Below are 25,478 nucleotides of genomic sequence, written 5' to 3' on the forward strand. Positions count from 1 at the left end.
TGTCCGGGTCAATTGGCGCGCAGGGCGGCGAGCAGGCCCTCGATCGGTTGTAAACGTATGTCCAGTTCCGCGCGCAGCACGCTGCGCATGTCGGCGCGGAAGGTGGCCAGCCAGGGGGGGCACGCTGCCGGCGGCCCCTGGGCTGCAAGCGCGGGATCGTCCTGAGGTCCCTCGTCCAGGGCGGCCCTGCGCACGCGTTCGAAATGGCCTTCGAGCATGCCTGGTATCGTGCCCAGCAGGCGGCGCTCGTGCAGGCTCAGCGATCTTTCCATGATGGCGTCCACCATGGCCAGCTTTGCCATGGCGGGCGCCTGAGTGGCCAGCAGGGCCCGCAGTCGCGCGCGCAGCTTGGCGATGCTGGTCTCCATGGTCTGCTGAATGGCCTGGTACCTCTGTCGGTAAGTGGCGTAGCTGCGCTCGTCCGGCGGGGCTGCAGGTGCAGCCAGAGGCGCCCGGGCGCGGGGCGCCGTATAAGGGCGTTCGTCGTCGATGGCCTGCATGATGGACTGGCGCACGCGCTCGACCTCGCGCAGTTCAGCGCTGTCGAATTCGCGCGCGGCGGCCGCCGGGGCAGGGGGCGCGCCGTCAAGCACCGTCGACAGCGCGATGGCGTCCGTCCAGTTCAGCCACATGCTGAGCCGGTCGGCCAGGGATTGCCTGGATGAGGGAATATCGGCGTCTGTCAGGCGAGCAAGCAAGCGTATGAGCGTCGGGCCGCTGACACCTGTGCGCCGAGGTACTTGCACCATACCGCCAGAGTCAAAAATCCGGCAGTTTACAGGGTGTCGAGGGCTTGGACACGCGATTTCCCGCTATTCGAGGATATCTAGTATCCTTAATTGCTTGGCGGCGCTGCGGCGCCGCATCCTTCTTTCGGGCACGCGATGATATTGAAAAGTCAGGTCGAGTGGGCTCTGCACTGCTGTGTCGTGCTGGCGGGGCTGCCGCCCGACCGGTATTTGTCGACCAAGGCCATGGCCGAATTGCATGGGGTGCCTAAAGAGTACTTGTCGAAAGCGTTGCAGGCGCTGTCGCAGGCCGGGCTGGTGACGACCACGCTGGGGCCCAGCGGAGGCTACCGGCTTGCCCGGCCCGGCTCGGATATCAGCTTCCTGGAAATCGTCGAGGCGGTGGAAGGGCGATCGAGCACATTTGCATGCAACGAAATACGCATCAATAACCCCTGCTGGCCCGAAGGCCACTGCGCGAGCGGCCCCTGTGTCATCGCCCGCGTCATGTGGCGCGCCGACGAGGCATGGCGCAACACGCTGCGGGAAGTAAAAATTTCCGACGTGCTCGACAGTCTTTCCGTCGAGGTGTCCGCGGACCTGATGCGACGCACGCACGAATGGGTGATGCAGCGCGCCGGCTGATGCGGCGGTCGAGGGCCTGGCACGCGACGCGCGCCGGGCCGGAATCCGTGCCGGCGCGCCGACGGGCTCCGCGGCGCGGTCTCCGCGACCCGTTCTCCGCGACCCGTTATCCGCGACGCGTTCTTCGCGCCTTGTAGACTCGACCGGGTAGACGGGCGCGCGGGCAGCGCGCGGGTCAGCTCAATCCGGCCTTGTCCAGGCCGAACGCCTGGTCGGCCGAGCCGGGCTCGTTCCTGAAGGCGATGTTGATGCGGTTCCACGCGTTGATGGCCATGACCAGGTAGGTGAGGTCGGTGATTTCTTTTTCCGAGAATTCCCCCCGCGCCTGTTCATAAACGGCGTCCGGCACACCCCCTTCCGGCAAGCGCGTCAGTGCTTCCGTCCAGGCCAGAGCGGCGCGCTCGCGCGGCGTGAACAGGCCTGATTCGCGCCAGATGGCGACGTGGTGCAGCCGCAGCTCGGTCTCACCGTGGATCTTGGCCTGCTTGATGTGCATGTCCAGGCAGAAGCCGCAGCCATTGAGCTGCGAAGCGCGGATCTGCAGCAGGTCGTCGATTTTCTGCTCGATGCCCCCCGCGTGCAGCGACGTGGTGAATTGCACGAATTTTTTGAAGAATTCGGGCGACTGCTCTACATAATTCAAACGCGCGCTCATGCCAGGCTCCTATTACGGATATTTATTGTCCTTAAAGACAAATAATATCCGTATTTGGCCTTGCTATGTGCTGGGGTGGAAACTGTTTGTAACTAAATCGGGGCGCGGTGTCTCCTCGATTCCCGGGCATGGCATTTGCTGAAAGGAACGCCGGATAGTTCTTCCGGTATTGGCTGCTTACCGGTGGCAACGATCTTTGCTCGGCAACTTCAGCATTCCAGGGAAAAAACGCATATGGACATCGCGACAGGTATCTCGCTGAATGGCTATCGGGTTTTCTGCGACGTGGTGATTGCCAACGAGGGGGGCTTTGCCATACGGGTGGCGACGCGCCCTGAGAATGCGGGGCCCGTGGGCACCGAACGCGTATGGCATCCGCCGCACGCTTCGCCGTATCACGAGCAGGATGAAGCCGAGCGCGAAGCGCACCGCATCTTGCGGCGAGTAAGAGGTGTGACCCAGCACGGGGAGCCGCTCTACGCGTAGGGACGAGAATTGCCCGCTGCCGCCGCGGCCCGCATTGACGGCCCGCCGCCCCAGCAGATCGAGCGACAGCAGATCATCAGGTAGAGGGCCCTGGCGCCTCGTTGGCGGGCCGTGGGTCGCCTCGGGCAGTTCGTTCGGCGTCAGGACACAGTGCACGTGCGGCGGGGATTAGTGACGTCGATCTTGTTTATCGCCCCCGGACGGCGTGCGTGATATGGCCTCGCCCAGCGCATCGGAAGTCGATCGCAAGCGCGACTGGCTCGCGTAGAGCGTCGCAAAGGGACATGCCTTTCACGCACTGTGAGCGTTGCCGCTGCCGTGTGCAGCGCCAGCTGGCTCCGCGATGCTGCGTGTCAGGTACATTCGGAGTACGCTTTCTGCCTGACCCGTTCTCAGCCGCACAGGAATTCCAAGCCATGAAATACCGCCGTCTCGGTAACAGCAATCTGCGTGTCTCGCCCTTGTGCCTGGGCACGATGATGTTCGGAGAGCAGACCCCCTTCGACGAAGCGCAGCGCATCGTGGCGTCGGCGCGCGACGCCGGCGTCAATTTCATCGACACCGCCGATGTCTACAACAAGGGCCGCTCGGAAGAGGTGGTGGGCAAGTTGCTCGAGGGGCAGCGCCATGATTGGGTGCTCGCCACCAAAATCGGCAACGCAGTTGCACGCGGTCCGAACCGGTCGCACTATTCCCGCCAGTGGATGATACAAGGCGTCGACGCCAGCCTGAAGCGCCTGGGTACCGATTACATCGACATTCTTTACATGCACCGCGACTTCCATGAAGAAAACCTGGAAGAGGCGGTTTACGCCCTGGGCGACCTGATACGCAGCGGCAAGCTGCGCAGCTTCGGCCTGTCGAATTTCCGCGGGTGGCGCATTGCCGAAGTGATGCGTCTGTGCCGTGAACTGGGCGTGCCGCAGCCGGTAGTGTGCCAGCCGTACTACAACATGTTGAACCGGGGGCCCGAAGTCGAGATCCTTCCCGCCTGCGGCCACTATGGCCTGGGCGTGGTGCCCTACAGCCCCATTGCGCGCGGCGTCCTCACGGGCAAGTATGCGCCGGGGCAGGCGCCTGCGCCCGATACCCGCGCCGGCCGGGGCGACAAGCGCATCCTCGATACCGAATTCCGACCCGAATCTCTGCATATCGCCGCCGAGCTCACGGCCTATTGCGAGCAGCGCGGCGTCAAGCCCGGCCACTTCGCGACTGCCTGGGTTTTGGCCAACCCGCTGATCAGTGCGGTGATCGCGGGCCCGCGCACGCTCGAGCAAATGCAGGACTACTACGGCGCGCTGGACCTGCAGATCACGCCGCAGGAAGAAGCCATGGTCGACGCCTGGGTGGTGCCCGGACACGCATCCAGCCCCGGCTACAACGACCCCAGCTACCCTTTCTACGGCCGGCCGGTCCCGGTAGCGGATTCAGCGGACTGAAGCCGCCGCGGGTTGCACCCGCTCGTCCAGACGCGCATCATGACATCGGGCCGCCCCGCGCCTGCGGGGCCGGGCCGGCGGGGGCGGTTCGCCGGGCACCCATCCAGCCAGCCGCCTCGCGCGGCTTGAAAAACTTCCGCCCCGCCGCCAGATACGAACTATGGCCACGAGGGCAAGTTCATGAGATCGCGCGATTTTTCATCCTGGATCTGGGGCGACGCACTGTCGCTGCTGGAGCACGCCGAACGCCTGCAGCGTGAAGTCCTGCGCGCCGGCCCGCCCGACGCCCCGCACTGGGAACCGCCCGTGGATGTCATTGAAACCGCCTCGGCGGTGCTCGTCTACGTGGCGCTGCCCGGTGTGCCGTCCGATACGCTGGTGGTCGCATTCGACCCGGGCGGCATCACGGTGGCCGGGGTGCGGCCCATGCCGTGTGCGGCCAATGCCCGCATCCATCGTTTCGAAATTCCCTATGGCCGCTTTCGCCGGCGCATCGCGTTGCCCTTGCATGCGCTGGAACCCCAATCCACCGAACTGGCCGACGGCTGCCTGGTCTTGACCCTGAATAAACTGAGGGAGGCTCCATGAGCGAAACACGCACCTTGCCCGACGACGCGCGCATCATCATTCCGCTGCGCGATGCGGTGCTGTTCCCCGGCGTGCTGTCTCCAGTGACGGTACGGCGCGAGTCGTCCGTGGCGGCAGCACAGGAAGCCGTCAAGACCGAGCATCCCATCGGGTTCCTGCTGCAGCGCGACCCGTCCCGCAACGAAGTGGGCCCCGACGACCTGCGCTGGGTGGGTACCGAAGGCCCCATCGCGCGCTACATCACCGGCCAGGACGGCGCGCATCATCTGCTGGTGCAGGGTCAATCGCGCTTTCGCGTGCTGGAGTTCCTGGAGGGCTGGCCTTTCATGGTGGCGCGGGTCGCCGAGATTCCTCCCGCCGAAGACCACGACAGCCAGACCGAGGCGCGTTTCCTGCAGCTGAAAGAGCAGGCCATCGACGCCATCACGCTGCTGCCCAACGTGCCCGACGAACTGGTTGGCGTGGTGCGCGGCATCGAGTCGGCCGGGCTGCTGGCGGATATGGTCACGCACATGATCGATATCAAGCCGGAACAGAAGCAGGACATTCTTGAAACCTTCGACCTCTCGCGCCGGCTCGATCGGGTGATCGAGCTGCTGGCGGGCCGCGTCGAAGTGCTGCGCCTGTCCAAGGAAATCGGTGAACGTACCCGCGCGCAGTTCGACGAGCGCCAGCGCGAAACGGTATTGCGCGAGCAACTGCGGCAGATCCAGAAAGAACTGGGCGACATCGACGACAGCGCTGCCGAGATCGCGCGCCTGAAAGAAGCCATCGACGCGGCCGGCATGCCCGACGAAGTGCTCAGCCATGCCCGCAAAGAGCTGGGCCGCCTGCAACGCATGGGCGAAAGCAGCGGTGAATCGGCCATGCTGCGCACCTATCTCGAATGGCTGACCGAGCTGCCCTGGAAGCAGGAGCCCCAGCCGCCCATCGATCTTGCCGAGGCGCGCAAGGTGCTCGATGAAGACCACTTCGGCCTGGACAAGATCAAGCGCCGCATTCTTGAATACCTGGCGGTGCGCAAGCTCAACCCGCAAGGACGCAGCCCCATACTGTGCTTTGCCGGGCCGCCGGGCGTGGGCAAGACGTCGCTGGGGCAATCCATTGCCCGCGCCACTGGGCGTGCCTTCCAGCGCGTGGCCCTGGGCGGCGTGCACGACGAGGCTGAAATACGGGGGCACCGTCGTACCTACCTGGGCGCCTTGCCGGGCAACATCATCCAGGCCATGCGGCGCGCGGGCAGCAGCAACGTGGTGCTGATGCTCGACGAAATCGACAAGCTGGGTGCCGGCGGTTTCCACGGCGATCCGGGCAGCGCGTTGCTCGAAGTGCTGGACCCCGAGCAGAACCATAAATTCCGCGACAACTATCTGGGCGTGGACTTCGACCTGTCGCACGTGATGTTCATCTGCACGGCCAATATGCTGGACACCATTCCCGGGCCGCTGCGCGATCGGATGGAAATCATCCAGCTGCCGGGCTATACGGAAGAAGAGAAAATCCAGATCGCCCGCCGGTACCTGGTGCAGCGTCAGCTCGAGGCCAATGGCCTCGATGCAGGTCAGGCCGAAATTACCGACGCCGCGCTGTCATCCATCGTGGGCGATTACACGCGTGAAGCGGGCGTGCGCCAGCTCGAGCGCGAGATCGGCGCCGTGCTGCGGCATGCGGCCATGCAGATCGCCGAGGGCAAAGCGGCGCAGGTGCGCATCGACGGCGGCGACCTGCCGCAGATCCTCGGCGCGCAGCGGTTCGAGAACGAAGTGGCTTTGCGGACCGGCGTACCGGGCGTGGCCACGGGCCTGGCCTGGACGCCGGTGGGTGGCGACATTCTGTTCATCGAAGCCTCGAAAACGCCCGGCAGCGGCCGGTTGATACTGACGGGCCAGCTGGGCGACGTGATGAAAGAATCGGCGCAGACGGCGCTGACCCTGGCCAAGATCTGGAGCGGCGAGTCGCTGGAAAAAACCGACGTGCACATTCACGTGCCCGCGGGTGCGACCCCCAAGGACGGTCCCAGTGCCGGCGTGGCGATGTTCCTGGCGCTGGCATCGTTGTTGTCGGGACGGCCGGTCCGGTCGGACGTGGCCATGACGGGCGAGGTGAGTTTGCGCGGGCTGGTGCTCCCGATCGGCGGCGTCAAGGAAAAGACGCTGGCTGCCTTGCGCGCAGGCATCGCGACCGTCATGTTGCCTCGCCGTAATGGCAAAGACCTGGAAGACGTTCCGCCGGAAGTCCGGCAGAAGTTGAAGTTCGTGTTGCTGGACCGTATCGAAGACGCCATCGACTACGCCATAGACGGTCAGGAGCAGGCTGCCGACGCCATCGTCGCGTGAACGCGGCGCTGCGGGGTGCGTGCCGCGGCCCGCACCCCTTCGAGTCCGGCGATGCGGCGCGGGCGGCGCGGCGCCGGGCCTGCAAGCCGGCTATTTCGGGATCACGCCGCACGCGATGCGGCCGGCACCGCCACCCAGCGGTTTCGGATGATCACTGTGGTTGTCTCCCCCGGCGTGGACCATCAGGGCGAGCCCTTGCACTTCATCCAGTTTGAGCCTGGGCGCCAGCACGGGCGTCGTGGCCGTGCCATCGGCGTTGACATAGAGCGGCGGCAGGTCGCCGCGATGGCCGTCGTCGGCCCACGGACTGCCATGCTTCTTGGTGCCGTCCGGATCGTAATGGCCGCCTGCCGCACCGGCCGGCACTGCCTTGCCGTCCTGCGTCTTGGCATCGCAACTGCCGTTTTCGTGCACATGAAAGCCGTGCACGCCCGGCGGCAGGTCTTTGAGGTCGGGCGTCAGGACCAGCCCATACTTGCTTTCGGCCAGCTGGATCGAGCCGATCTGTTCGCCGGGACCTTTCTCGGTGGCTTGATGGACCGGCACGGTGACATCGGCGCGCGCGATCGAAGCCAGGCCTATGGCGCCGGCCAGCAGTGCGTACTTCAGATGAGACTGCATGGGGTTACCTCCAGGTTAGAGAAAGCGGCCGAAGCGGCGCGGTGTTCGCGCCGCCTGCACGGTACTCATTGCAGATGGTATAGGGATTGCACGCGCGCCGACAGGCCTATTGCGCACGGCAGCCGCGGACGGCCTGGTCTTGCAGGCCCGGTGCCCGCGCCACGCCGGGCGGCAATTTGCATGCCGCGCCGCTGTGCACGCCGCGACCCTGCGGCGCCGGGGCGTGTGCAGCCACGCGCGGCCAGGCGGGATGCCACGACAGCGGATTGCAGGCGACGACTGGGCGCGTAGGCTTGACGCCCGGCGCCTCAGGCGTCGGCGATCAGCCTTTTCCCCAGGCTGATGACCTCGTCCTGCCCGTAGTCCAGCCGGCGGTAAAACGCGACTGCCGACTCGTTGCCGCGCCGTACCATCAGGTTGATCTTCGGGCAGCCGATGGCGGTCAGCCGCTGCTCGACTTCCCGCATCAGCCGTGTCGCGCAGCCCTGGCGCTGGTGCGCGGGAGCGACGGCCAGGTAGTTCACCCAGCCGCGGTGTCCGTCATATCCCGCCATGACGGTGGCCACCACGTTATTCGAGACGGTACCCACCAGGAAGAGTTCGGGCTGCACGGTCAGTTTGCGGGCGATGTCCCGGTACGGGTCGTTCCAGGGTCGCGTCAGCCCGCAGTCTTGCCACAGTTGTACGACGGCGTCGGCGTCGATGGGCCGGTACTGGCGGATGACGAAGGCGGCTGGGGTCATGCTTTGCTAGCGCAAAACCTCTCAACGCAGGCGTGGAGGGGTTGGTCGCGGATTCAGACAGGCAGCGGATGCCGTGGGGTGGTCCATGGGCAGCAGCATACCGCAAAGCATGGCGCGCGGCGCGCCCGGCCCGCATGGCATGCTGGATATACTGAGGCCTTCACCACTACGGGGTAAGGCTGCCATGAGCGCTACGACTGCCGCCGCTGTGCCGAGCGGGCTTGTCTACCTGGATGCCGTCGCGCTATCAGCCGCCATACGCTCGCGCGAGGTGTCTTGCGTTGAGGTTCTGCAAGCGTATCTCGCGCAGATAGACCGGCACAATCCCGCTGTGAACGCCATCGTCGCCCAGGTCGAGCGCGACGCGCTGGTCCGGCGGGCGAGGGACCTGGATGCCGAGCTCGCGGGCGGCAATTGGCTCGGACCGCTTCACGGTTTCCCGCAGGCGCCCAAAGACATCATGCCAGTGCGCGGCATGGTGACCACCAGGGGCTCGCCCATCTACGCCGGCCAGGTCACGCAGACCGACGCCATCGTGTACGAGCGCATGCGGGCCGGCGGAGCGGTGTTCGTCGGGCGCACCAACAGCCCCGAGTTCGGCTTGGGCGGCCATACCTACAACCCCGTGTACGGTACCACCCTCAACGCCTACGACCCCGCCCGCAGCGCCGGCGGCAGCAGCGGCGGCGCGGGCGTAGCGGTGGCGCTGCACATGCTGCCCGTGGCCGACGGTTCCGACATGATGGGGTCGCTGCGCACGCCCGCGGCCTTCAACAATGTATACGGGCTGCGCACCACGCCCGGCTGCGTGCCGCACGGGCCCACCGAAGAGGTGTTCTTCCAGCAGTTCAGTGTCAGCGGTCCCATGGCGCGCAACGTGGCTGACCTGGCGCTGCTGTTGTCGGTGCAGGCGGGCTTTGACGCGCGCCTGCCGCTCGGGCGTCGCAACGAAGACCCGCGGCGCTTCACCGCCGAACTGGAACGTGACTGCCGGGGGCTGCGCATAGGCTGGCTGGGCGACATGGGCGGGCAGCTTGCCACCGAACCTGGGTTGCTGCAGGTGTGTGAACGTTCGTTGCAGCACTTCGCGACCCTGGGCTGCAGCGTCGAGCCGGCGGCGCCGGGCTTCGACCTGGAACGACTGTGGCGGGCCTGGCTGGATCTGCGCAGCTTTACATTCGCCGGTTCCAACGCGGCCCTGTATCGCGAGCCGGGCACGCGTGCGTTGCTCAAGCCCGAGGCCGTGTGGGAAATCGAACGCGGGCTGGCTCTGTCGGGGGCCGATGTGTATGGCGCCGCCGTCGTCAGGTCAGCGTGGTACGGCGCCCTGCAGCGATTGTTTGAAGACTTTGATTTTCTGGTGCTTCCTGCTGCGCAGGTGTTTCCCTTCCCGGCGGAACACACCTGGCCCGCGGAAGTGGGCGCACGCAAGATGGACACTTATCACCGTTGGATGGAGGCCGTGGTGCCCGCCACGATGGGCGGGCTGCCCGCACTGGCCGCGCCTGCAGGGTTCGACGCCAGAGGCTTGCCCGCAGGCCTGCAGATCATTGGCAAGGCCCAGCATGACCTTGAATTGCTCCAGCTGGGGCTGGCCTACGATGCAGCGAGCGGCCACAGCCGGGTCCGCAGTCCACTGCTGGACCCCTGACAACAGGCGCCCCGAACTCGCAACGGAACACCACGGGTCGGTTGCTGCGTGGTAGTTGGCGCCGGCCAGATCTTTGTCCAATCGGGCGGCCCGGCGCAGGCGTATGCTGTGCTTGCAGTGAACTGAAGCACTGGCAAGTGGTCTCATTGTTGGCCCGCGCGCACTTCGAGCTGCGTGGGCATTCTCGGAGTCTGACATTTATGAAGCTGGTTTCCCCGCTGTTGTTCGCCGCCGCCGTCCTGTCCCTGCCTGCCGCTGCGGCGCCTGTCACTTACGACATCGATCCTTCCCATACGTACCCCAGCTTCGAAGCCGATCACCTGGGCGGGCTGTCGACCTGGCGCGGCAAATTCAACTCCACCTCCGGCGTCATCGTGCTGGATCGCGCCGCGCGCACCGGCACCATCGACATCACCGTGCAGATCGATTCCATAGACTTCGGGCACGACGAAATGAACCGGCACGCGGTGGCCGCCGATATCTTCGATGCCGCCCGCTATCCCACCGCAACGTTCAAGGGCCGGTTCACCGAGTTCGATGGCGACCGCCCCGAAGAAGCCGTAGGCGAATTTACGCTGCGCGGGGTCACGCGTACCCTGAAGCTGGACATCGACGATTTCAAATGCATCGACCACCCCATGGAGAAGCGCGAAGTGTGCGGCGCCGACGTGTCGGCCTCGTTCAACCGTGGCGACTACGGCTTGAACTTCGGGCTCGACATGGGCTTCAAGCCGGAAGTCGAGCTTGAAATCCAGGTCGAGGCGGGACGCCGGCCGTAGTCCAGACTGCGGCATGCAGGTATGGCAATTGCTGCGTGGGCTGGCCTCACGAAGGAGATGCCATGATTTCCGAACGATTGCGGCGCCTGCGCCATATTGCAGAGTTTGTGGCCGAGCGCAGCGGCGACTACCTCGAGCTGGCCGGCATTGAATTGTCGTTGTACCGGTCGGCGCTGGTGACCACCCTCATAGGTTGTGTTGCGCTGTTGTTCTGTGCGCTGGGCACGCTGGCGTTCGTGTCGGTGGCCACGGTGGTCAGTTTCTGGGACACCGAGCACCGCTCGCTGGTGGCATGGCTGGTGGCCGGCGCCTGGCTGCTGATCACGCTCATCGCCCTTTACGTTGCCAGCCGCAACGCGCCCAAGGCGTCGCCTTTTGCCGAATTGAGCCGCCAGGTTCGCCTGGATACGGCTGCTGCCCGGAGCCACTATGTCCAAGATCACCACACAGGCTGACAAGCAGGCCCTGCTGGCCAAGATGGAACAGGACAGGCGCGACCTGGCCGAGTCCTGCAGCCGGGCCACCGCGCTGGGCGGTTCTTCGCGCGGGTGGGCCTCGACGGCAGCGCTCACAGCGGGAGCCGTGGCGGGGTGGCCGCCCTTTCTTAAGAAGCCCATGCGCGCCATGGCAGCGTTGGCTCTGCGGGAACGGCTCAGCGCCGTATTGCAGCGTCGCCATCACCGGCGTGTCAGCGCGCCTCTTCCCGATGACGAAATTGCACGCCTGGCGCGGCTGATGGCAGATCTGCGCATGGCCGCCGAACGTGCTACCAGCCCTCAAGAGGTCGAGCGGATACGCTTCGAACTCGATGCGCAGGTGCAGCGCCTGCGCGAGCTGCGCGCCGAGCGCGCGGCCCAGGTGCCGCCCATCGACGCGGCGCCCGGTGCAGCGGCGATGCCTGATCGCTGACAGCGCGGGCTCGGCGATGGGCGCGCGCCAGCGGGGCCCGGGTTTCCTGGGCTGCCTTGCATGCCCCATGACAGGCATGGCCCTCCGGCTTGCCCCGTGCGTTGGCGCGGGTTTTCAGCTTATTGCAAAATAGCGTGCGAGCGGGCGCAGGCCCTGCGCGCCTGGCGCGCATGGCCGGCCTGCCAGTCACCACGATTCATCGCGTCCGCACGGTGCCGGCGCGAATTCTCAAGGGCAATGCATGGACGCGGATTTCTGGCTCGAGCGCTGGCGCGATGGGCGCACGCATTTTCATCAGTTGCGGGTGACACCCTTGCTGGCCAAATACTGGCCGACACTGCAGGTGCCAGCCGGCGGCTGCGTGCTGGTGCCCCTGAGCGGCAAATCACTCGACATGATGTGGCTCGCGCAGCAAGGCCACCGCGTTCTCGGGGTGGAGTTGTCGCCCTTGGCCGTAGAACAGTTTTTCGCCGAACAAGGACTGCAGCCCGAGCTGCGGCAGGCCGAGAAGGGCTGCTATTACAAGGCGGGCGACATCGAGATTTATTGCGGCGATATTTTCGACCTGGGGGCAGACGTGCTGGGCAACTGCGTGGGGGCCTACGATCGCGCCGCGCTCGTGGCATTGCCCGCCGAGATGCGCGCCCGCTATGCGCGCCACGTGTATGGCCAATTGTCGCCGGCCTATCGGGGCCTGCTGATTACACTGGATTATGACCAGAGCCAGATGGAAGGGCCGCCGTTCTCGGTGGCCGATGCCGAGGTTCAGGCCATCTATGCCGGCCACACTGACGCGGTACTGATAGACCGTCGCGACATCCTGGCCAAAGAACCCAAGTTCGCCGAGCGCGGCTTGAAGCAGCTCGATACCTTGGTGTATCGCCTGCAGCGCGCAGCGGCCTGAAGCCGTGCCTGCGGGCGCGAGTTGACGAGGCAACCATGGGCATACGTATTGTGCAATTGGGAACGTCGCGCCTTCCGGGCGAAGGCCTGCGCATAGGCACGGTGCGCAGGCCGCCGCGCGGCGTACCCAAGGCGGACTTTGCCAGGCGCGACTACTACGACGTCTGGCTTCCGGTGCTGTCGCCCAGCCCGCCCTTGGTCAAGCAGGCCCTGGCGGCCGGCACCGATACCGAATGGCGCGCTGTGGCGCGGAAAATCCGCGCCGAACTGCAGGCCGGAGAAGCGGGCAAGGTGCTGGACCTGCTCGCAGCACTGTCGGCCACCGCCGATTTTTCGGTTGGTTGCTATTGCGAAAACGAAAGCCGCTGTCATCGCAGCGTGTTGCGGGAACTGCTGAAGGAGCGCAATGCCCGGCTGGCGTAACCTCGCAGGCCGATGATTGATGAGTTGCCGAATTCTCATATTCGAGAGAAAATCTCTAATATGAGAAACGCGGCCCTTCCTGTTGATACCGCGCAGGCGCTGGACGACCAGATCGCACGCCGGCTGCGCAGCCTGCGTGTCGAGCGCGGCTGGTCGCTCGACCAACTGGCCGCGCAAGCGGGCGTCAGCCGCGCCACATTGTCGCGGCTCGAAAACGGAACGGTCAGCCCGACGGCGAGCGTGCTGGGCCGGCTGTGCGCTGCGTTCGGTTTGACCCTGTCCCGCCTCATGCGCATGGTCGAGGACGACTTTGTTCCCTTGGTGAAGCGCTCGCAGCAGCCCGTCTGGACCGACACGAGCGTCGGCTTCGAACGTCGTTCGGTGTCGCCGCCCGCGCAGCCGCTCGCCGGCGAGGTGTTGCAGTGCCGGCTCGCGCCCGGCGCGCGCATTGAATACAGCCATTCGCCGCGCCAAGGCCTTGAACACCACCTCGTATTGCTCGAAGGCCAGTTGCAGGTCACCGTCGAGGGGCAGCCGCATGACCTCCAGCCCGGTGACTGCCTGCGGTATCAACTGAGCGGATCGAGCGCCTTCTGCACCCCCGCGACGGCGGCGGCGCACTATTTGTTGTTTATCGTCTGAGGTCTCTATGGACTCCGCGATCAGGCTCGAGCAGTGGACGGCAGACCAGGCGGAGGCGGGCCTGATGCCCCTGGGGGCAGTCCTCCACGCCTGCGTGTTGCACGGCGCCAGCGTGGGATTCGTATGGCCCTATGACCAGACCGATGCCCAGGATTTCTGGGCCCGCCAGGTTCTGCCCGCGATGCGGGTCGGCGGGCGAATGCTCTGGGTGGCACGGGCAGGCGATCGGATCGCCGGCACGGTGCAGCTGGATTGCGACACGCCGTCCAACCAGCCGCATCGCGCCGAAATACGCAAATTGCTGGTGCACCCCGAATTCCGGCGTCGTGGCCTCGCCCGCCGATTGATCGTGACGCTCGAGACGCAAGCGCTGTCCCAAGGCCGGCGTCTGCTTACCCTGGATACGCGTTCTGGCGATCATGCCGAACCGCTTTATGCGTCGCTCGGCTATCGGCGCGCGGGCGTGATACCCGGGTATGCGCTGGACGTGACAAAACAGCAGTACGACGCCACGACGATCATGTACAAGCTGCTGACGTGAGCGGCTTGGGGCACGCTAGCCCAGGCCGCTGAGTCGCATGATGCTCTTGAGCACCTGAGCCAGCACGAGCACGACGGCGACGCCTGCCGCCCATAGCCCCACCAGCCACGCCAGGCGGCGCGCCCACGGATTCCGGTGCCAGCGCATCAATGGTATCCCTCGCCGTGGCGCACCTTGCCGCGAAATACCCAGTACGACCATCCTGTGTAGGTGAGGATGACAGGAATGATGAGCAGGGCGCCCACCAGTGCGAAGCCCAGGCTTTGCGGGGGGCCCGCCGCGTCCCAGATCGTGACCGACGGCGGTATGACGTACGGCCACAGGCTGATGCCCAGGCCGCTGTACCCCAGGAACACCAGAGCCAGCGTCCACAGGAACGGCGCCGTATGTCCTGGCCCGCGCAAAGTGGACAGGAGTTTCCAGGTCGTGAAAAGCACCAGCAGCGGCACAGGCGCGAACCAGAACAGATTGGGCAGGCTGAACCAGCGCTCGGCGATGGCAGGGTGATGCAGCGGCGTCCACAGGCTGATGACGCCGATGACACCCAGCAGCGCCAGGGCGAGCCGGCGCGCAATGACGCGCAGGCGATCCTGTAGCGGCCCTTCCGTCTTGATGACCAGCCAGGTGGCGCCCAGCAGGGCGTAGGCCACGGTCAGGCCCAGCCCCGTGAACAGGGGGAACGGCGCCAGCCAGCTGGTCGAGCTGCCCGTGTAGCGCCCGTCGGCGACCGGCAGGCCGTTCAGGAATGCGCCCAGCGTGACGCCCTGGAAGAAGGTGGCCGTCAGCGAGCCGCCTGCGAACGCCTTGTCCCAAAGGCGCAGGCGGCCTGGGCGGGCGCGGAAGCGGAATTCGAATGCGACGCCGCGGAAGATCAGGCCGGTGAGCATCAGGATGAGCGGCAGATGCAGGGCGCTGAGCACCACCGCATACGCCAATGGGAAAGCCGCGAGCAGCCCGGCGCCGCCCAGCACCAGCCAGGTTTCGTTGCCGTCCCAGACAGGCGCGACGGTGTTCATCATGACGTCGCGATCGTCTTTGCTCGGGAAAAACGGGAACAGCATGCCGATACCCAGGTCGAAGCCGTCCATGACCACATACATCATGACCCCGAACAGGATGATGATGGCCCAGATCAGCGGCAGGTCAATGCCCATGAGGCGGCTCCTGGGTGGCGGCCGATAGCGGCCGCATGGGTTGTCGCGGTTCTCCGGCGCCCCCCGGCCCCGGGTCGTCGCCGGCTTCCTCTGGCCCGGCCGCCAGCAGCCGCATTCCATAGGCCGTGCCGGCCCCGAAAACGGCCAGATAAACGACCACGAACAGGGCCAGCGTGAAGCCTACCTCGCCCGCCGGATGCGGCGAGACGGCGTCTGCCGTGCGCTGCAGTCCATACACGATCCAGGGCTGTCGCCCGATCTCGGTGGTGTACCAGCCGGCCAGTATCGCGACCAGTCCAGCGGGCGACATGGCCAGCGCGAACCGCAGAAAGGGCCGGGACTTGAACACGTGGCCAGAGCGGCGCAGCAAGTTGCCCCATATCGCCAATGCGATCATCAGCAACCCCAGCCCGACCATGATGCGGAAGGTCCAGAAGACGATGGTGGAGTTGGGCCGGTCTTCAGGCGGAAAGGATTTCAGAGCAGGAATCTGGCCGTCCCAGCTGTGGGTCAGTATCAGGCTTCCCAGCCGTGGTATCTCGACCTTGTATCGCGTGACCTCGTCCTGCATGTCCGGCCAGCCGAACAGGATGAGGGGCACGCCTGTGCCGGGCGGCGTGGGCGACCAATGGCCTTCCATGGCCGCCAGCTTGGCAGGTTGATGCTTCAGCGTATTCAAGCCATGCAGGTCGCCCACGAACGCCTGTAGGGGCGCGCACGCCAGCACCATCCACAAGGCCATGGACAACATCGTGCGCACGGTCGGGGCGTCCCTTTTCCGAAGCAGGTGCCAGGCCGCCGTTCCGCCCACCACCAGCGCCGTGGCCAGATAGGCGGCGATCACCATGTGAACGAGCCGATAGGGAAATGAAGGGTTGAAGATCACCGCCAGCCAGTCCATGGGCACCGCACGGCCGTCGATGATCTCGTGGCCTTGGGGTGTCTGCATCCAGCTGTTCGAAGCCAGGATCCAGGTCGCCGATATGAGCGTGCCCAGTGCCACGACACAGGTCGACAGAAAATGCAGCCCCGGGCCGACGCGCTTCAGCCCGAACAGCATCACCCCCAGGAATCCTGCTTCGAGGAAGAACGCCGTCAGGACTTCGTAGGCCAGCAAGGGCCCCGTGATGGCTCCCGCAAAGCGTGAGAACTCTGACCAGTTCGTGCCGAACTGATAGGCCATCACAATGCCTGACACCACGCCCATGGCAAACGCCACCGCGAAGGGTTTCAGCCAGAACTGGTAGAGCGTCAGGTAGCGGCGCTGGCCGGTACGAAGCCACAGGGCTTCGAGCACGACCAGGTAACTGGCCAGCCCGATCGTCAGAGCCGGAAACAGGATATGGAACGATATGGTGAAGCCGAACTGAATGCGGGCCAGCAGTAGCGCGTCCATTTGCCTCCGTGGCCCAGTCGGCCGGTCGGGCGGAATCGGTTGGAAGGTGCAGCAAACCCTGTGCCGTGCGTGCCCACGCGTGCGCACGGCGCGCCGGTCGGCAAGCAGGCCCCGCAGGGCGCCTGACGGCTCCGCCAAGGGCCGTCAGGCCCAGGCCCGGGTGCCCCGACCTCCCCGGCAACCCAGGAATATCAGGCCGAATCAGGGCGGGAAGGTCACCGCAGCCAGCAGTCCGGCGCTCCGGTCAGCCCACCACGGCTGCTCAAGCCCCCGCCTGCCGAGTCGGGCAAATCAAACCGGGGCCAGCCGAACCAAAGCAAGACCGACCAAGGCAGGGCAGGCTGCCTGCAGCACACTGAACCACGGCCAGCATCCTCACGTCAAGCATCATCAAGCCGAAGCAGCGCAAGCGGCAAGGCAAGCCGATCCGGGCAAGGCGATCCGGGCAAGCCGAACCGCGCCAGGCGAACTACGACAGATCGAATCGCAACAGACGAGCCGCAATAGATCAAACTGCAACGGGCCAAACTGCCACAGACCAAACTGCCACAGACCAAACTGCAACAGACCAAACTCCGACAGACTGGGCCGCGACCGACCGAACGGCAAAACGGGCCCTGGCAGGCGAGCCAGGGATGGCGCGCCGCGCTTAGTCCCGCGCCGCCCCGTAGACGGCCAGGCGGCTCACGGCTTGCGCCAGTTCATCCTGCAGATGGCGTATCAGGGTGTCGGCGGGCAGCCCGCGCGACAATGAAGCCCCCTGGCCGGCCCACTGCGCCGCGTAGTCGGCACTGCCCTGCGCCTTGGCGGCGGCGTGCAAGGCCTTGCCCGCGTCGTAAGTGTGCGGGTAGCCGGGCGTGGGCGGACAATCGGCGGCGGCGCCGAGCGCCGTCAGGCGGTTGGCGATGCCGCGAGCGACGCGACCCGAGATCGCTCGCGTTGGCGTGGTTGTCACCCGGCCGCTCATCAGGGCCTGGCGGTACGCGGAATCGGCGGCGGACTCAGGGCAGGAAACGAACGCCGTACCCATTTGCGCGGCTTGCGCGCCGAGCGCCAGCACGGCTGCCACGCCGGCGCCGTCCATGATGCCGCCGGCGGCCACGATGGGCAGCTTGACCTTCGACACGAGCAAGCGGGTCAGGGCCAGGGTGCCCAATTGCTCGTCGGGGGCGTCGGGCTGAAAGATGCCGCGATGGCCGCCCGCTTCCACCCCTTGTGCAACGATGGCGTCGATGCCGGCATCGGCCGCGCGCACGGCTTCATCCAGGCTGGTTGCGGTGGACATCAGAAAGATTCCCGCCCGGCGCAATGCGTCTATGCGTGCCGGGTCGGGCAGGCCAAAGTGAAAGCTCACCACTGCCGGACGCTCGGACACCAGCAGTTCGAGCATCGCGTCGTCGACGACAAAGCTCGTGTAGATTTCACGCAGCGTTGCGGGGGGCGGCGCGCCGAACTCAGCGAAGGCGGGCGCCAAGTACTGAATCCAACGCGATTGGCTGTCTGCCGACGACGTTTCCGGCGTGTGGCAGAACACGTTCACGCCGAAGGGACGCGACGTCAACGCGCGCGTCTGCGCCAGGGCAAGGCGGGCGGTTTCGGCATCGCTCGAGCCCAGCCCGAGAGAGCCCAGCCCGCCGGCATTCGACACCGCTGCGGCGAGCGCCGGCGTGCTGGTGCCGGCCATGGGCGCCTGGATGATGGGCACGGACAGGCCCACGCGAGCCATGAATGCATTAGGGGATGCGGCGGCGCGAGTAGCCATGCGAGTGTTCCTGTGTCGATCGATCCTGCTGGCAACGGTACTCGAATGCGCGGGGGTTGCAAAGATGGCGCCCGCGTTCCGGTGGCTTCGCGCATGCGATGGCCGGATTCCATTGCAATTGTTCCGCTACGCGCCGAGCTGCGTGCGGAGTGCGTCGCCAGGATCGCAACTCCTGGCGGCCAAAGCCCAGCGGCAAAGGTGCGGGGCAAGGCCTCGCGGACCCTGGGCATCAACAGGGGGCGGACTTTCGCGCCGCCCCGGGGCCGTCCGTCAGGTTTTGGCGGTGGCAGATACCGCCCGGACATACTGGATGGGCCAATCCGCGTCGTGCTCGAGTTCGGCTGCGGCGCGCAAGGGCCAGTAGGGGTCGCGCAGCAGCTGGCGAGCCAGCAGCACCATGTCGGCCTGCCCGCGCTGCAGAATGTCTTCGGCCTGGCGCGCCTCGGTGATCAGGCCCACCGCAGCCGTCGCGATTTGCGCATCGCGGCGTACCTGTTCGGCGAACGGCACCTGGAACCCCGGTGCGGCCTTGCCTTGCGCGCCCGGCACGATGGATCCGCTGGAGCAGTCGACCAGGTCCACGCCCAGCGCTTTCATGCGCCGCGCCAATTCCACGGATTGCTCCACGTCCCAACCGCCTTCCAGCCAGTCGGTGGCCGATATGCGCACGAACAGCGGCAGGTCTTGCGGCCATACTTCGCGCACGGCGGCCACGACTTCCAGGGGGGCGCGCACGCGTGCGTCGAACGAGCCGCCGTAGGCGTCGGTGCGTTTGTTGCTCAGCGGCGACAGGAACTGGTGCATCAGATAGCCATGGCCCATGTGCAGTTCGACCACCCGCATGCCGATATCCAGGCTGCGTTGCGCAGCGGCTGCGAAATCATCGGCCAGCTTGCCGATATCGGCTTCGGTCAGTTCGGCCGGCAGGGGATAGATGTCGTTAAAGGGCAGGGCCGAGGGCGCGCCCACCTGCCACCCGCCTTTTTCCGGTGGCACCATCGCACGACCCACCCAGGGCACCTCGGTCGATCCTTTGCGCCCCGCATGAGCGAGCTGTATCGCCGGCACGGCGCCCTGTTCGGCGATGAATTCGGCGATAGGGGCCAGGGCAGCCGCGTGGGTATCGCTCCAGATGCCCAGGTCGGCCGGGCTGATGCGGCCTTCGGGCGACACGGCCGTTGCTTCCACCATCACCATGCCGGCGCCGCCGACCGCGCGGCTGCCCAGGTGCACCAGGTGCCAATGGCTGGCCAGGCCGTCTTTGCAGGAGTACTGGCACATCGGGGCTACGCCGATGCGGTTCTTGAACAGCACGTTGCGCAATTGCAGCGGGGTAAACAGAAGACTGGACATGATCAGTTCACGGTTGGGTTGAAAGGGTCGGACAAGGCACCTGCGCTCAGCTCCTGCACCAGCGTGTCGCGGAATTCGCGCAGCCATGCCAGGCGCGTTTCGGCAAGATGGCGTGCGGCGTCGGTATGCATGGTAGCGGGCAGGGTGGCCAGTTTGGCTTCGATATGGTCCAGCGCATATTCGCGGTCGTCGAGGGGCCGCGCCGTCGCCAGCGGATCTGACGGATGGGCGATGGCGGAGCCCATGCGGCCGGCGGTGTAGAACAGCCGGGCCAGGCCCACGGCTCCCAGGGCGTCCAGACGATCGGCATCTTGCACGATCCGGGCCTCGAGCGTGCGCGGCGTGATGCCGGCCGAATAGCTGTGTGCCTCGATGGCATGCGCTACCGCGTCGAGCCTGTCAGCGGGAAAGCCAGCCTCCGCCAACAGGCCGCGTGCCTGATGGGCCGCCATGCGTGACGCCTGCGCGCGTTCCGGATGATTCTTCGGCAGATTCACCAGGTCATGCAGGTAGCAGGCGGCCTGCACCACCAGGGCGTCGGCTTCTGGATAGCTGGCCAGCAGCCCCTGGGCGGTTCGCCAGACTCTGTGCAGATGATTCAGGTCGTGCGCACCATCTTCCTGGGTCGGGCCGGTGGCGATGGCGATCAGTCGGGGCGTCCAGGCAGCAGGGTTGTACATCGTCGGGTCGGGAATACAAAAATAGGGACATTGCCCGCACCCGCGGGCAAGGCGCAGCATACGCCGTGCGGCCGTCGCTGGCCCTAGGTATCGCTCCGGGTTGACCACCATTCTACCAGTAGGTAACAATAACCCCATGAATACTGCCTCGACCCGCGAACAACTGGTATGCCACGCTCAGGCGCTCATCCGCCAGCGCGGTTACAACGGCTTCAGCTATCGTGATCTGGCGGACCGGGTAGGCGTCAAGACCGCCAGCATCCACTATTACTTTCCCTGCAAAGACGACTTGCTGATCGAAGCCATAGACAGCTACGCGCAACACGTCTCCAACCTGATCGAAGGTATCGATACCAGCCTGCCGGCCGAGCAGCGCCTTCAACGCTATGCGGCGCTGTTCGAGGGCGGTCCCACAGATCAGGTGTGCCTGTGCGGCATGCTGGCGGCCGACTTCGCCTCGCTGTCCGAGCGTGCCCGCTGCGCACTGCATCGGTTCTTCCGCATCAACGAAACCTGGCTGGCCCGCGTGGTGGCAGATGGCCAACGCGATGGCACGATCAAGTGGGCCGGCGACCCCGAAGCCGCGGGGCGCTGCCTGTTTGCTGCCTTCCAGGGGGCCCTGATGGGTTCGCGCCTGTTCCAGGACCAAGACCGCCTGCGCGATGTGGTGGCTTCGGTGCAAGGGCAGTGCGGCGTCGCGGCTCCCGCCTGACGCTCGGGCTCTGGGCATCCGGGCTGGCTGCCGGATCTCACCCGCCGACACCACATCCGCAAGCGGGCGCAAGGCTGCAGCCGCCGGTATCATCGACCGGCGCTCACCGGGCCAAATCCATCTGATGCATTTTCCAAGGCCCGAGGCGGCGGGCCTGCCGTTTCCGGAGAGTCCGCCGGCGGCAACCGCTTATTGCGACGCGTGAAGCGCAAGCGTGGCGGGGATCAGGTCTTCGACACGCTTGCTGTGCTTGAACAGACGCGCACTTACCAGGCTGCCTTGCAAGGCGGCATATGTGGCGCGCGCGGCCGTCTGCAGGTCGCCCGGCACGCGCAGGCTGCCTTCGCGTGCGCCCTGGGCCAGCACCTCGGCCAGCCAGTCTTCATTGGCGCAGTAAAAGTCCTGCACCGCCTGCCGCACGGCCGGGGCGAGCGTGGTCTGGTCGGCCGCCAGCGAGGCCCCCAGGCAGATGCGATCAGTGCCGCAGAAAGTGCGCCGATGGACCTCGACGTATGCGCGCAGCTTGGCGTCAGCGCGCAGCCCCGGGTCGATGCCCTCTATGGCTGACTGCCAGCGCGCGCGGTATTGCTGCACCACTGCCAACAGCAGGTCTTCTTTCTGCGGAAAATAATAGTGGATGCTCGATGTCTTGATGCCGATCAGCATGGCCAGGTCGCGGTAGCTGAAGCCGTTATAGCCGCGCTCCTCGATCAGGCGCTGGGCATGTTCCATGATCTGTGTGCGGGTGGTTTCGGTATTCATGGTCGGGACGCTGCCAGGTAATCAAGAAAACAGTCAGAAAAACGGGGGCGCGTAGGGTTCAGGGGCGGGCCGCCGTGCCGGTAGGCAGGGGCGGCGCCGCGCAGCGACTCATGCGCTGTCCTCAGGCGTGGGGCACGCTGGCCTGATAGTCGAGTTCGCCAAATGCGTTCTCGCCACGAGCCTGCGCCTGTTGCGCCTGGGCACGCACTTCGGCGCGGCTGGCCGACGAACCCGACGCCACGACGGCGGCCGGTTCGGTTTCGCCGAACGTCACCTGGCCGGCGGCGCGGGCAGCCTGCAGTTCGGCCTGGATCTGCGCACGGGTCACGGCGCCGTAGCTGTCGTTGACAGGCGGGTAGTCCAGCTCGCCCGAGGGCTGGCCGGCGTAGGCCGCGCCCATCATGGTCATGGACAACATCACGGCGGATACGAGGGTCTTCATGGTCATGCTCCTTTCAAGAGGCCACGGCAGCGCAGTCCGGGGTGGGCGAACTCGCGGGGCCAGTCGGGGTTTCGGTCGGTGCTTACGCGCCGGTGTTGACGTACAGGGAATCGCCAGCCAGGGGCGAACGGTTCGCACGGGCAGCGGCAGCTTCGGCCTGCACTTGCGCGCGGGTCAGCGTGCTGGAGGCGGTCTGCGTGGCCGGCTCGTCGATGTCGCCGAAAGGTATCTGGCCGGCAGCGCGCGCGGCATGCAGTTCAGCGATGACTTCGGCCCGGGTCAGGGAGCTGGACGGCGCACGAGGAGCGGGTTCGTCGAGCTCGCCGAAGGGGATCTGGCCGGCGGCACGGGCGGCCTGCAGTTCGGCCACGACTTCGGCGCGGGTCAGCGAGCCGGTATGCACGACGTTGGGCGGGTAATCCAGTTCGCCCGAGGGGGCTTGCGCGTAGGCGGCGGTGCCAGCCAGGGAAGCGGAGATCAGCAGGAGCGAGGCAAGGGTTTTCATGGCGTAGGTTCCAATAAGAAGAAGGTGAGTTGAACTATCTAGTCGTAGGTAGATAAGGCGCGAAAATAAAAAGCGGGTTCGGTGCGGATCAGCGCATTACGCGCCGGTGTTCACGTACAGGGCGTTGCCGGCCAGCGGGCTGCTCACGCGCGCCGTGGCGGCTTCGGCTTGCACCTGCGCACGGGTCAGCGTGCTGGAGGCGACCGGGGCGGCAGGCTGCTCGAGTTCACCGAAGGTGACCTGGCCGGCGGCACGGGCGGCCTGCAGTTCGGCCACGACTTCGGCGCGGCTCAGCGAGCTGGTTTGCACGATGGTGGGCGGGTAGTCCAGTTCGCCCGAGGGTTCCTGGGCGTAGGCGGCGGTGCCGGCCAGGGAGGCGGAGATCAGCAGGAGCGAGGCAAGGGTTTTCATGATGAAGGTTCCAATAAGAAGAAGGTGATTAAAGCTATCTAGTCGTAGGTAGGTAGTGGGCTAAAATAAAAAGCGGCTTGGGGTGCGGGTCAGCGCATTACGCGCCGGTGTTCACGTACAGGGCATTGACAGACAGGGCGCGGGCGGCGGCGGCATCGGCCTGCACTTGCGCACGGGTCAGCGTGTTCGAGGCGGCTTGCACGGCGGGTTGCTCGATTTCGCCGAAGGTCACTTGGCCAGCAGCACGGGCGGCTTGCAGTTCGGCCACGACGTCGGCGCGGCTCAGCGAGCTGGTCTGCACGACGGTGGGCGGGTAGTCCAGTTCGCCCGAGGGTTCCTGGGCGTAGGCAGCGGTGCCAGCCAGGGAAGCGGAGATAAGCAGCAGGGTCGCGATGTTTTTCATGATGGGTTCCTGATCGGTTTGGGTTGAACTATCTATGGGTAGGTAGGTAACTGAAGTCTAAAAAACGCACCCTTCGGTGCGGCGGCCCGGCTTGTTGCTTCCTGACCATGGAACGAATCTTACCTACTACTAGATAGATGAGTCAAAGCCTAATGTGTTTCGGTTTGTAACGATCTCGCTGCAAAGGACGGCCCTGATCCGCGACTGTCTCCGCCAGCCGTGTACCATTTACAACACGACCCGCATCACGAGCCGACCGTTATCGTGCCGCCCCCTCCCGCTGCCCTGCCTCGAGCCACTAAAGGCGCACGCACGCGCCAACGTCTACTCGACGTCGCCGCCGAGGAGTTCGCGCGGCTCGGGTACGAACGCATGCGGGTGTCGGATGTGGCGGCCAAGGCGGGCGTCACGCAGCCGGTTTTCTACCAGTACTTCAGCAGCAAGAAGGCGATCTACGACGAACTGATCGAGCTTTTTGCGGCCCGCCTGCGCAGCGCGGTGGAGCAGGCCAAGATTCCCGACGACACCCCGCCGCATCGCATCGACGACCGGGTGCGCGTCAGTGTGTACAGGCTGCTGTCGGTGCTGCATGACCAGCCAAGCCTGGCGACCATCGGTTTTCAGCATTCCGCCCACGCGGAAGCCCTGAAGAGCGAACTGGTCGACCTCCTTGCTTCGAAGGTGAAAGAAGAACAGCGGGCCGGCCTGCTGCGCCACGACGTTTCGCCGTATTGGCTCTCGCAGGCCTTCGTGGGCATCATGGAGCGTGTGGCGATGCTCGAGCAGGACGCGGCGGATCTCGGCGACCTCTCGGCCTTCGTGGGCGACTTGCTGATGAACGGCATACGGGCCCATCCGCCCGAAAAGCCGGTGTCCTCTATCGTGACCGACCTGGCCCGCCATCCGGCGCGGGCAGGCTACCCGGCACAGCGCGCCGACGGCGCCTGACGCCGCTTCAGCCTGGCGGTCAGGCGGCGGCCTGCGAGCGCCCGCCCATGTAAATCTGCGCGTAGCCTTCGCGTATGGCCGAGGTAATCTGGTCGAGCCGCCGGTCGATGTGTTTTTCGAGCAGGGCGACGCAGGTGCTTTCGTCGCGCGCCAGCAACGCTTCGAGTATCAGCCGGTGTTCGCACTGGGTATTGCGCCGGTCACCCAGGCGCATGTCGATCCAGCGCACGAACCGGATGCGGGCGTTGATGTTCTGCAGTACCCGCAGCATTTCGGTGTTGCCCGACATCGCCAGCAGCTCTTCATGGAAGGTCTCGTCCAGCCCGACCAGTTCGGCAACGCTGCGGTCGCCCGGTTCTGGTCCGGTGGCATCGAGAAACTGAAGCAGTTTGTGAATCGACTCGTCCTGCGCGCGCACCATGGACAGGCGGGCGCCCGCCACCTCGACCACCTTGCGCAGTTCGTACAGGTGGAAAATCTCATGCACGTCCAGATCGCGGCAGTAAAAGCCCTTGCCGGGCCGGAAACGCAGCAGGCCTTCAATGCCCAGACGATTCAGCGCCTCGCGCAATGGCGTGCGGCTGACTTCCAGGCGTTTCGCCAACGCGACTTCATTGAGTTTTTCGCCAGGCTTGAACTCGTAGCCTATGGCCATGGATCTGAGCTGGCTGTAGACGCGGTCTACGGTGCTGTCCGGTACGGCGCTCACGGGATCTCCGAAAAGATGGCCGCCTGGATGAGGCGGCGGGCAGTTGCGCCGCGCCGCCCGGTTGGGGCGGCATACGCGCGGGGCAGGCTACCGGCGCCTGTGGCAGGCCCGTGGCAGCAGGGGTGAATGGAGCCGCGTGGTCATCGAATCCA

General features: G+C 65.8%; 31 protein-coding genes. 15 read left to right on the forward strand and 16 right to left on the reverse strand.

The genetic code is table 11. From position 1 onward, the window contains the following. Window positions 1–8: 8 nt before the first annotated feature. Window positions 9–749, reverse strand: coding sequence for a DUF3348 domain-containing protein (locus ACV17W_RS18365; RefSeq protein ID WP_462593792.1), 741 nt, complete (start codon window positions 747–749; stop codon window positions 9–11). Between the two features lie 135 nt (window positions 750–884). On the opposite strand from ACV17W_RS18365, the gene ACV17W_RS18370 reads away from it, so the two are divergent. After that, window positions 885–1,373 (forward strand): RrF2 family transcriptional regulator, encoded by a 489-nt coding sequence (locus ACV17W_RS18370; RefSeq protein ID WP_462593793.1) that lies wholly within the window; start codon window positions 885–887, stop codon window positions 1,371–1,373. Window positions 1,374–1,548: 175 nt separating this feature from the next. On the opposite strand, the gene ACV17W_RS18375 is transcribed toward ACV17W_RS18370, so the two are convergent. Next, on the reverse strand, window positions 1,549–2,028 hold the full coding sequence (locus ACV17W_RS18375; protein ID WP_462593794.1) for a carboxymuconolactone decarboxylase family protein: 480 nt from the start codon (window positions 2,026–2,028) through the stop codon (window positions 1,549–1,551). A gap of 234 nt (window positions 2,029–2,262) precedes the next feature. Here ACV17W_RS18375 and ACV17W_RS18380 point away from each other — a divergent pair, with 234 nt between their 5' ends. The 4 genes from ACV17W_RS18380 (at window position 2,263) to lon (ending at window position 6,877) form a co-directional block, all read left to right on the forward strand. Further along, window positions 2,263–2,514 carry a hypothetical protein gene (locus tag ACV17W_RS18380; protein ID WP_462593795.1) on the forward strand — a complete coding sequence of 84 codons (252 nt, stop codon included), beginning with the start codon at window positions 2,263–2,265 and terminating at the stop codon, window positions 2,512–2,514. 416 nt (window positions 2,515–2,930) lie between these two features. After that, window positions 2,931–3,953, forward strand: a complete 1,023-nt coding sequence (locus tag ACV17W_RS18385; RefSeq protein WP_462593796.1) for an aldo/keto reductase — start codon at window positions 2,931–2,933, stop codon at window positions 3,951–3,953. A 180-nt stretch (window positions 3,954–4,133) separates the two neighbouring features. Next, complete coding sequence (locus ACV17W_RS18390) at window positions 4,134–4,541, forward strand: Hsp20/alpha crystallin family protein (protein ID WP_462593797.1); 408 nt, start codon at window positions 4,134–4,136, stop codon at window positions 4,539–4,541. Beyond that, window positions 4,538–6,877: an endopeptidase La gene (lon, locus tag ACV17W_RS18395; protein WP_462593798.1), complete on the forward strand. Its 2,340-nt coding sequence runs from the start codon at window positions 4,538–4,540 to the stop codon at window positions 6,875–6,877. The genes ACV17W_RS18390 and lon overlap by 4 nt, the downstream gene beginning before the upstream one ends. A 90-nt stretch (window positions 6,878–6,967) precedes the next feature. Here lon and sodC read toward each other — a convergent pair whose 3' ends face one another. Beyond that, window positions 6,968–7,498 carry a superoxide dismutase [Cu-Zn] SodC gene (gene sodC, locus ACV17W_RS18400; protein WP_462593799.1) on the reverse strand — a complete coding sequence of 177 codons (531 nt, stop codon included), beginning with the start codon at window positions 7,496–7,498 and terminating at the stop codon, window positions 6,968–6,970. A 308-nt stretch (window positions 7,499–7,806) separates the two neighbouring features. Next, a complete protein-coding gene (locus tag ACV17W_RS18405) occupies window positions 7,807–8,241 on the reverse strand; it encodes a GNAT family acetyltransferase (RefSeq protein WP_462593800.1) in 435 nt (144 codons plus the stop codon). A 184-nt stretch (window positions 8,242–8,425) separates the two neighbouring features. Here ACV17W_RS18405 and ACV17W_RS18410 point away from each other — a divergent pair, with 184 nt between their 5' ends. From ACV17W_RS18410 to ACV17W_RS18445, 8 genes are all read left to right on the forward strand, one after another. Next, complete coding sequence (locus ACV17W_RS18410) at window positions 8,426–9,892, forward strand: amidase (protein ID WP_462593801.1); 1,467 nt, start codon at window positions 8,426–8,428, stop codon at window positions 9,890–9,892. Between the two features lie 200 nt (window positions 9,893–10,092). Then, window positions 10,093–10,671 carry a YceI family protein gene (locus ACV17W_RS18415; protein WP_462593802.1) on the forward strand — a complete coding sequence of 193 codons (579 nt, stop codon included), beginning with the start codon at window positions 10,093–10,095 and terminating at the stop codon, window positions 10,669–10,671. A 62-nt stretch (window positions 10,672–10,733) separates the two neighbouring features. Next, window positions 10,734–11,126, forward strand: coding sequence for a phage holin family protein (locus ACV17W_RS18420; RefSeq protein ID WP_462593803.1), 393 nt, complete (start codon window positions 10,734–10,736; stop codon window positions 11,124–11,126). After that, window positions 11,101–11,580 (forward strand): hypothetical protein, encoded by a 480-nt coding sequence (locus ACV17W_RS18425; protein WP_462593804.1) that lies wholly within the window; start codon window positions 11,101–11,103, stop codon window positions 11,578–11,580. Before ACV17W_RS18420 ends, ACV17W_RS18425 begins: the two co-directional genes overlap by 26 nt. 241 nt (window positions 11,581–11,821) lie before the next feature. After that, window positions 11,822–12,484 (forward strand): thiopurine S-methyltransferase, encoded by a 663-nt coding sequence (locus tag ACV17W_RS18430; protein WP_462593805.1) that lies wholly within the window; start codon window positions 11,822–11,824, stop codon window positions 12,482–12,484. A 35-nt stretch (window positions 12,485–12,519) separates the two neighbouring features. After that, window positions 12,520–12,906 (forward strand): DUF488 domain-containing protein, encoded by a 387-nt coding sequence (locus ACV17W_RS18435; RefSeq protein ID WP_462593806.1) that lies wholly within the window; start codon window positions 12,520–12,522, stop codon window positions 12,904–12,906. A gap of 60 nt (window positions 12,907–12,966) precedes the next feature. Further along, window positions 12,967–13,548, forward strand: a complete 582-nt coding sequence (locus tag ACV17W_RS18440; protein WP_462596584.1) for a helix-turn-helix domain-containing protein — start codon at window positions 12,967–12,969, stop codon at window positions 13,546–13,548. Between the two features lie 7 nt (window positions 13,549–13,555). After that, entirely contained in the window at window positions 13,556–14,089 is a 534-nt protein-coding gene (locus ACV17W_RS18445) for a GNAT family N-acetyltransferase (protein WP_462593807.1), read from the forward strand. A gap of 15 nt (window positions 14,090–14,104) precedes the next feature. Here ACV17W_RS18445 and ACV17W_RS18450 read toward each other — a convergent pair whose 3' ends face one another. From ACV17W_RS18450 to ACV17W_RS18475, 6 genes are all read right to left on the reverse strand, one after another. Beyond that, on the reverse strand, window positions 14,105–14,236 hold the full coding sequence (locus ACV17W_RS18450; RefSeq protein ID WP_462593808.1) for a DUF2474 family protein: 132 nt from the start codon (window positions 14,234–14,236) through the stop codon (window positions 14,105–14,107). After that, a complete protein-coding gene (gene cydB / locus ACV17W_RS18455) occupies window positions 14,236–15,243 on the reverse strand; it encodes a cytochrome d ubiquinol oxidase subunit II (RefSeq protein ID WP_462593809.1) in 1,008 nt (335 codons plus the stop codon). Before cydB ends, ACV17W_RS18450 begins: the two co-directional genes overlap by 1 nt. Next, on the reverse strand, window positions 15,233–16,639 hold the full coding sequence (locus ACV17W_RS18460) for a cytochrome ubiquinol oxidase subunit I (protein ID WP_462593810.1): 1,407 nt from the start codon (window positions 16,637–16,639) through the stop codon (window positions 15,233–15,235). The genes cydB and ACV17W_RS18460 overlap by 11 nt, the downstream gene beginning before the upstream one ends. Before the next feature lie 649 nt (window positions 16,640–17,288). Further along, window positions 17,289–18,401: an NAD(P)H-dependent flavin oxidoreductase gene (locus ACV17W_RS18465; RefSeq protein WP_462593811.1), complete on the reverse strand. Its 1,113-nt coding sequence runs from the start codon at window positions 18,399–18,401 to the stop codon at window positions 17,289–17,291. A 270-nt stretch (window positions 18,402–18,671) separates the two neighbouring features. Next, the gene (locus ACV17W_RS18470; protein ID WP_462593812.1) at window positions 18,672–19,754 is read right to left on the reverse strand and encodes an NADH:flavin oxidoreductase/NADH oxidase; all 1,083 of its coding nucleotides are present in this window, start codon (window positions 19,752–19,754) and stop codon (window positions 18,672–18,674) included. A gap of 2 nt (window positions 19,755–19,756) precedes the next feature. After that, complete coding sequence (locus tag ACV17W_RS18475; protein WP_462593813.1) at window positions 19,757–20,434, reverse strand: HD domain-containing protein; 678 nt, start codon at window positions 20,432–20,434, stop codon at window positions 19,757–19,759. Window positions 20,435–20,570: 136 nt separating this feature from the next. Between ACV17W_RS18475 and ACV17W_RS18480 the strand changes: the two genes are divergently transcribed. Further along, window positions 20,571–21,146: a TetR/AcrR family transcriptional regulator gene (locus tag ACV17W_RS18480; protein WP_462593814.1), complete on the forward strand. Its 576-nt coding sequence runs from the start codon at window positions 20,571–20,573 to the stop codon at window positions 21,144–21,146. Between the two features lie 189 nt (window positions 21,147–21,335). Here the strand turns inward: ACV17W_RS18480 and ACV17W_RS18485 are convergent, their stop codons facing one another. The 5 genes from ACV17W_RS18485 to ACV17W_RS18505 form a co-directional block, all read right to left on the reverse strand. After that, window positions 21,336–21,908, reverse strand: coding sequence for a TetR/AcrR family transcriptional regulator (locus ACV17W_RS18485; RefSeq protein WP_462593815.1), 573 nt, complete (start codon window positions 21,906–21,908; stop codon window positions 21,336–21,338). A gap of 121 nt (window positions 21,909–22,029) precedes the next feature. Further along, a complete protein-coding gene (locus ACV17W_RS18490) occupies window positions 22,030–22,350 on the reverse strand; it encodes a DUF4148 domain-containing protein (protein ID WP_462593816.1) in 321 nt (106 codons plus the stop codon). Window positions 22,351–22,432: 82 nt separating this feature from the next. Then, entirely contained in the window at window positions 22,433–22,855 is a 423-nt protein-coding gene (locus ACV17W_RS18495; RefSeq protein ID WP_462593818.1) for a DUF4148 domain-containing protein, read from the reverse strand. 96 nt (window positions 22,856–22,951) lie between these two features. After that, complete coding sequence (locus ACV17W_RS18500; RefSeq protein WP_462593819.1) at window positions 22,952–23,266, reverse strand: DUF4148 domain-containing protein; 315 nt, start codon at window positions 23,264–23,266, stop codon at window positions 22,952–22,954. A gap of 97 nt (window positions 23,267–23,363) precedes the next feature. Next, window positions 23,364–23,669, reverse strand: a complete 306-nt coding sequence (locus tag ACV17W_RS18505; protein WP_462593820.1) for a DUF4148 domain-containing protein — start codon at window positions 23,667–23,669, stop codon at window positions 23,364–23,366. Window positions 23,670–23,933: 264 nt separating this feature from the next. Here ACV17W_RS18505 and ACV17W_RS18510 point away from each other — a divergent pair, with 264 nt between their 5' ends. Continuing rightward, complete coding sequence (locus ACV17W_RS18510; protein WP_462593821.1) at window positions 23,934–24,617, forward strand: TetR/AcrR family transcriptional regulator; 684 nt, start codon at window positions 23,934–23,936, stop codon at window positions 24,615–24,617. Window positions 24,618–24,636: 19 nt separating this feature from the next. Here the strand turns inward: ACV17W_RS18510 and ACV17W_RS18515 are convergent, their stop codons facing one another. After that, window positions 24,637–25,326, reverse strand: coding sequence for a GntR family transcriptional regulator (locus ACV17W_RS18515; RefSeq protein WP_462593823.1), 690 nt, complete (start codon window positions 25,324–25,326; stop codon window positions 24,637–24,639). Between the last annotated feature and the right edge of the window lie 152 nt (window positions 25,327–25,478).

This window comes from Bordetella sp. MIP270_01_BMS (assembly GCF_054958705.1).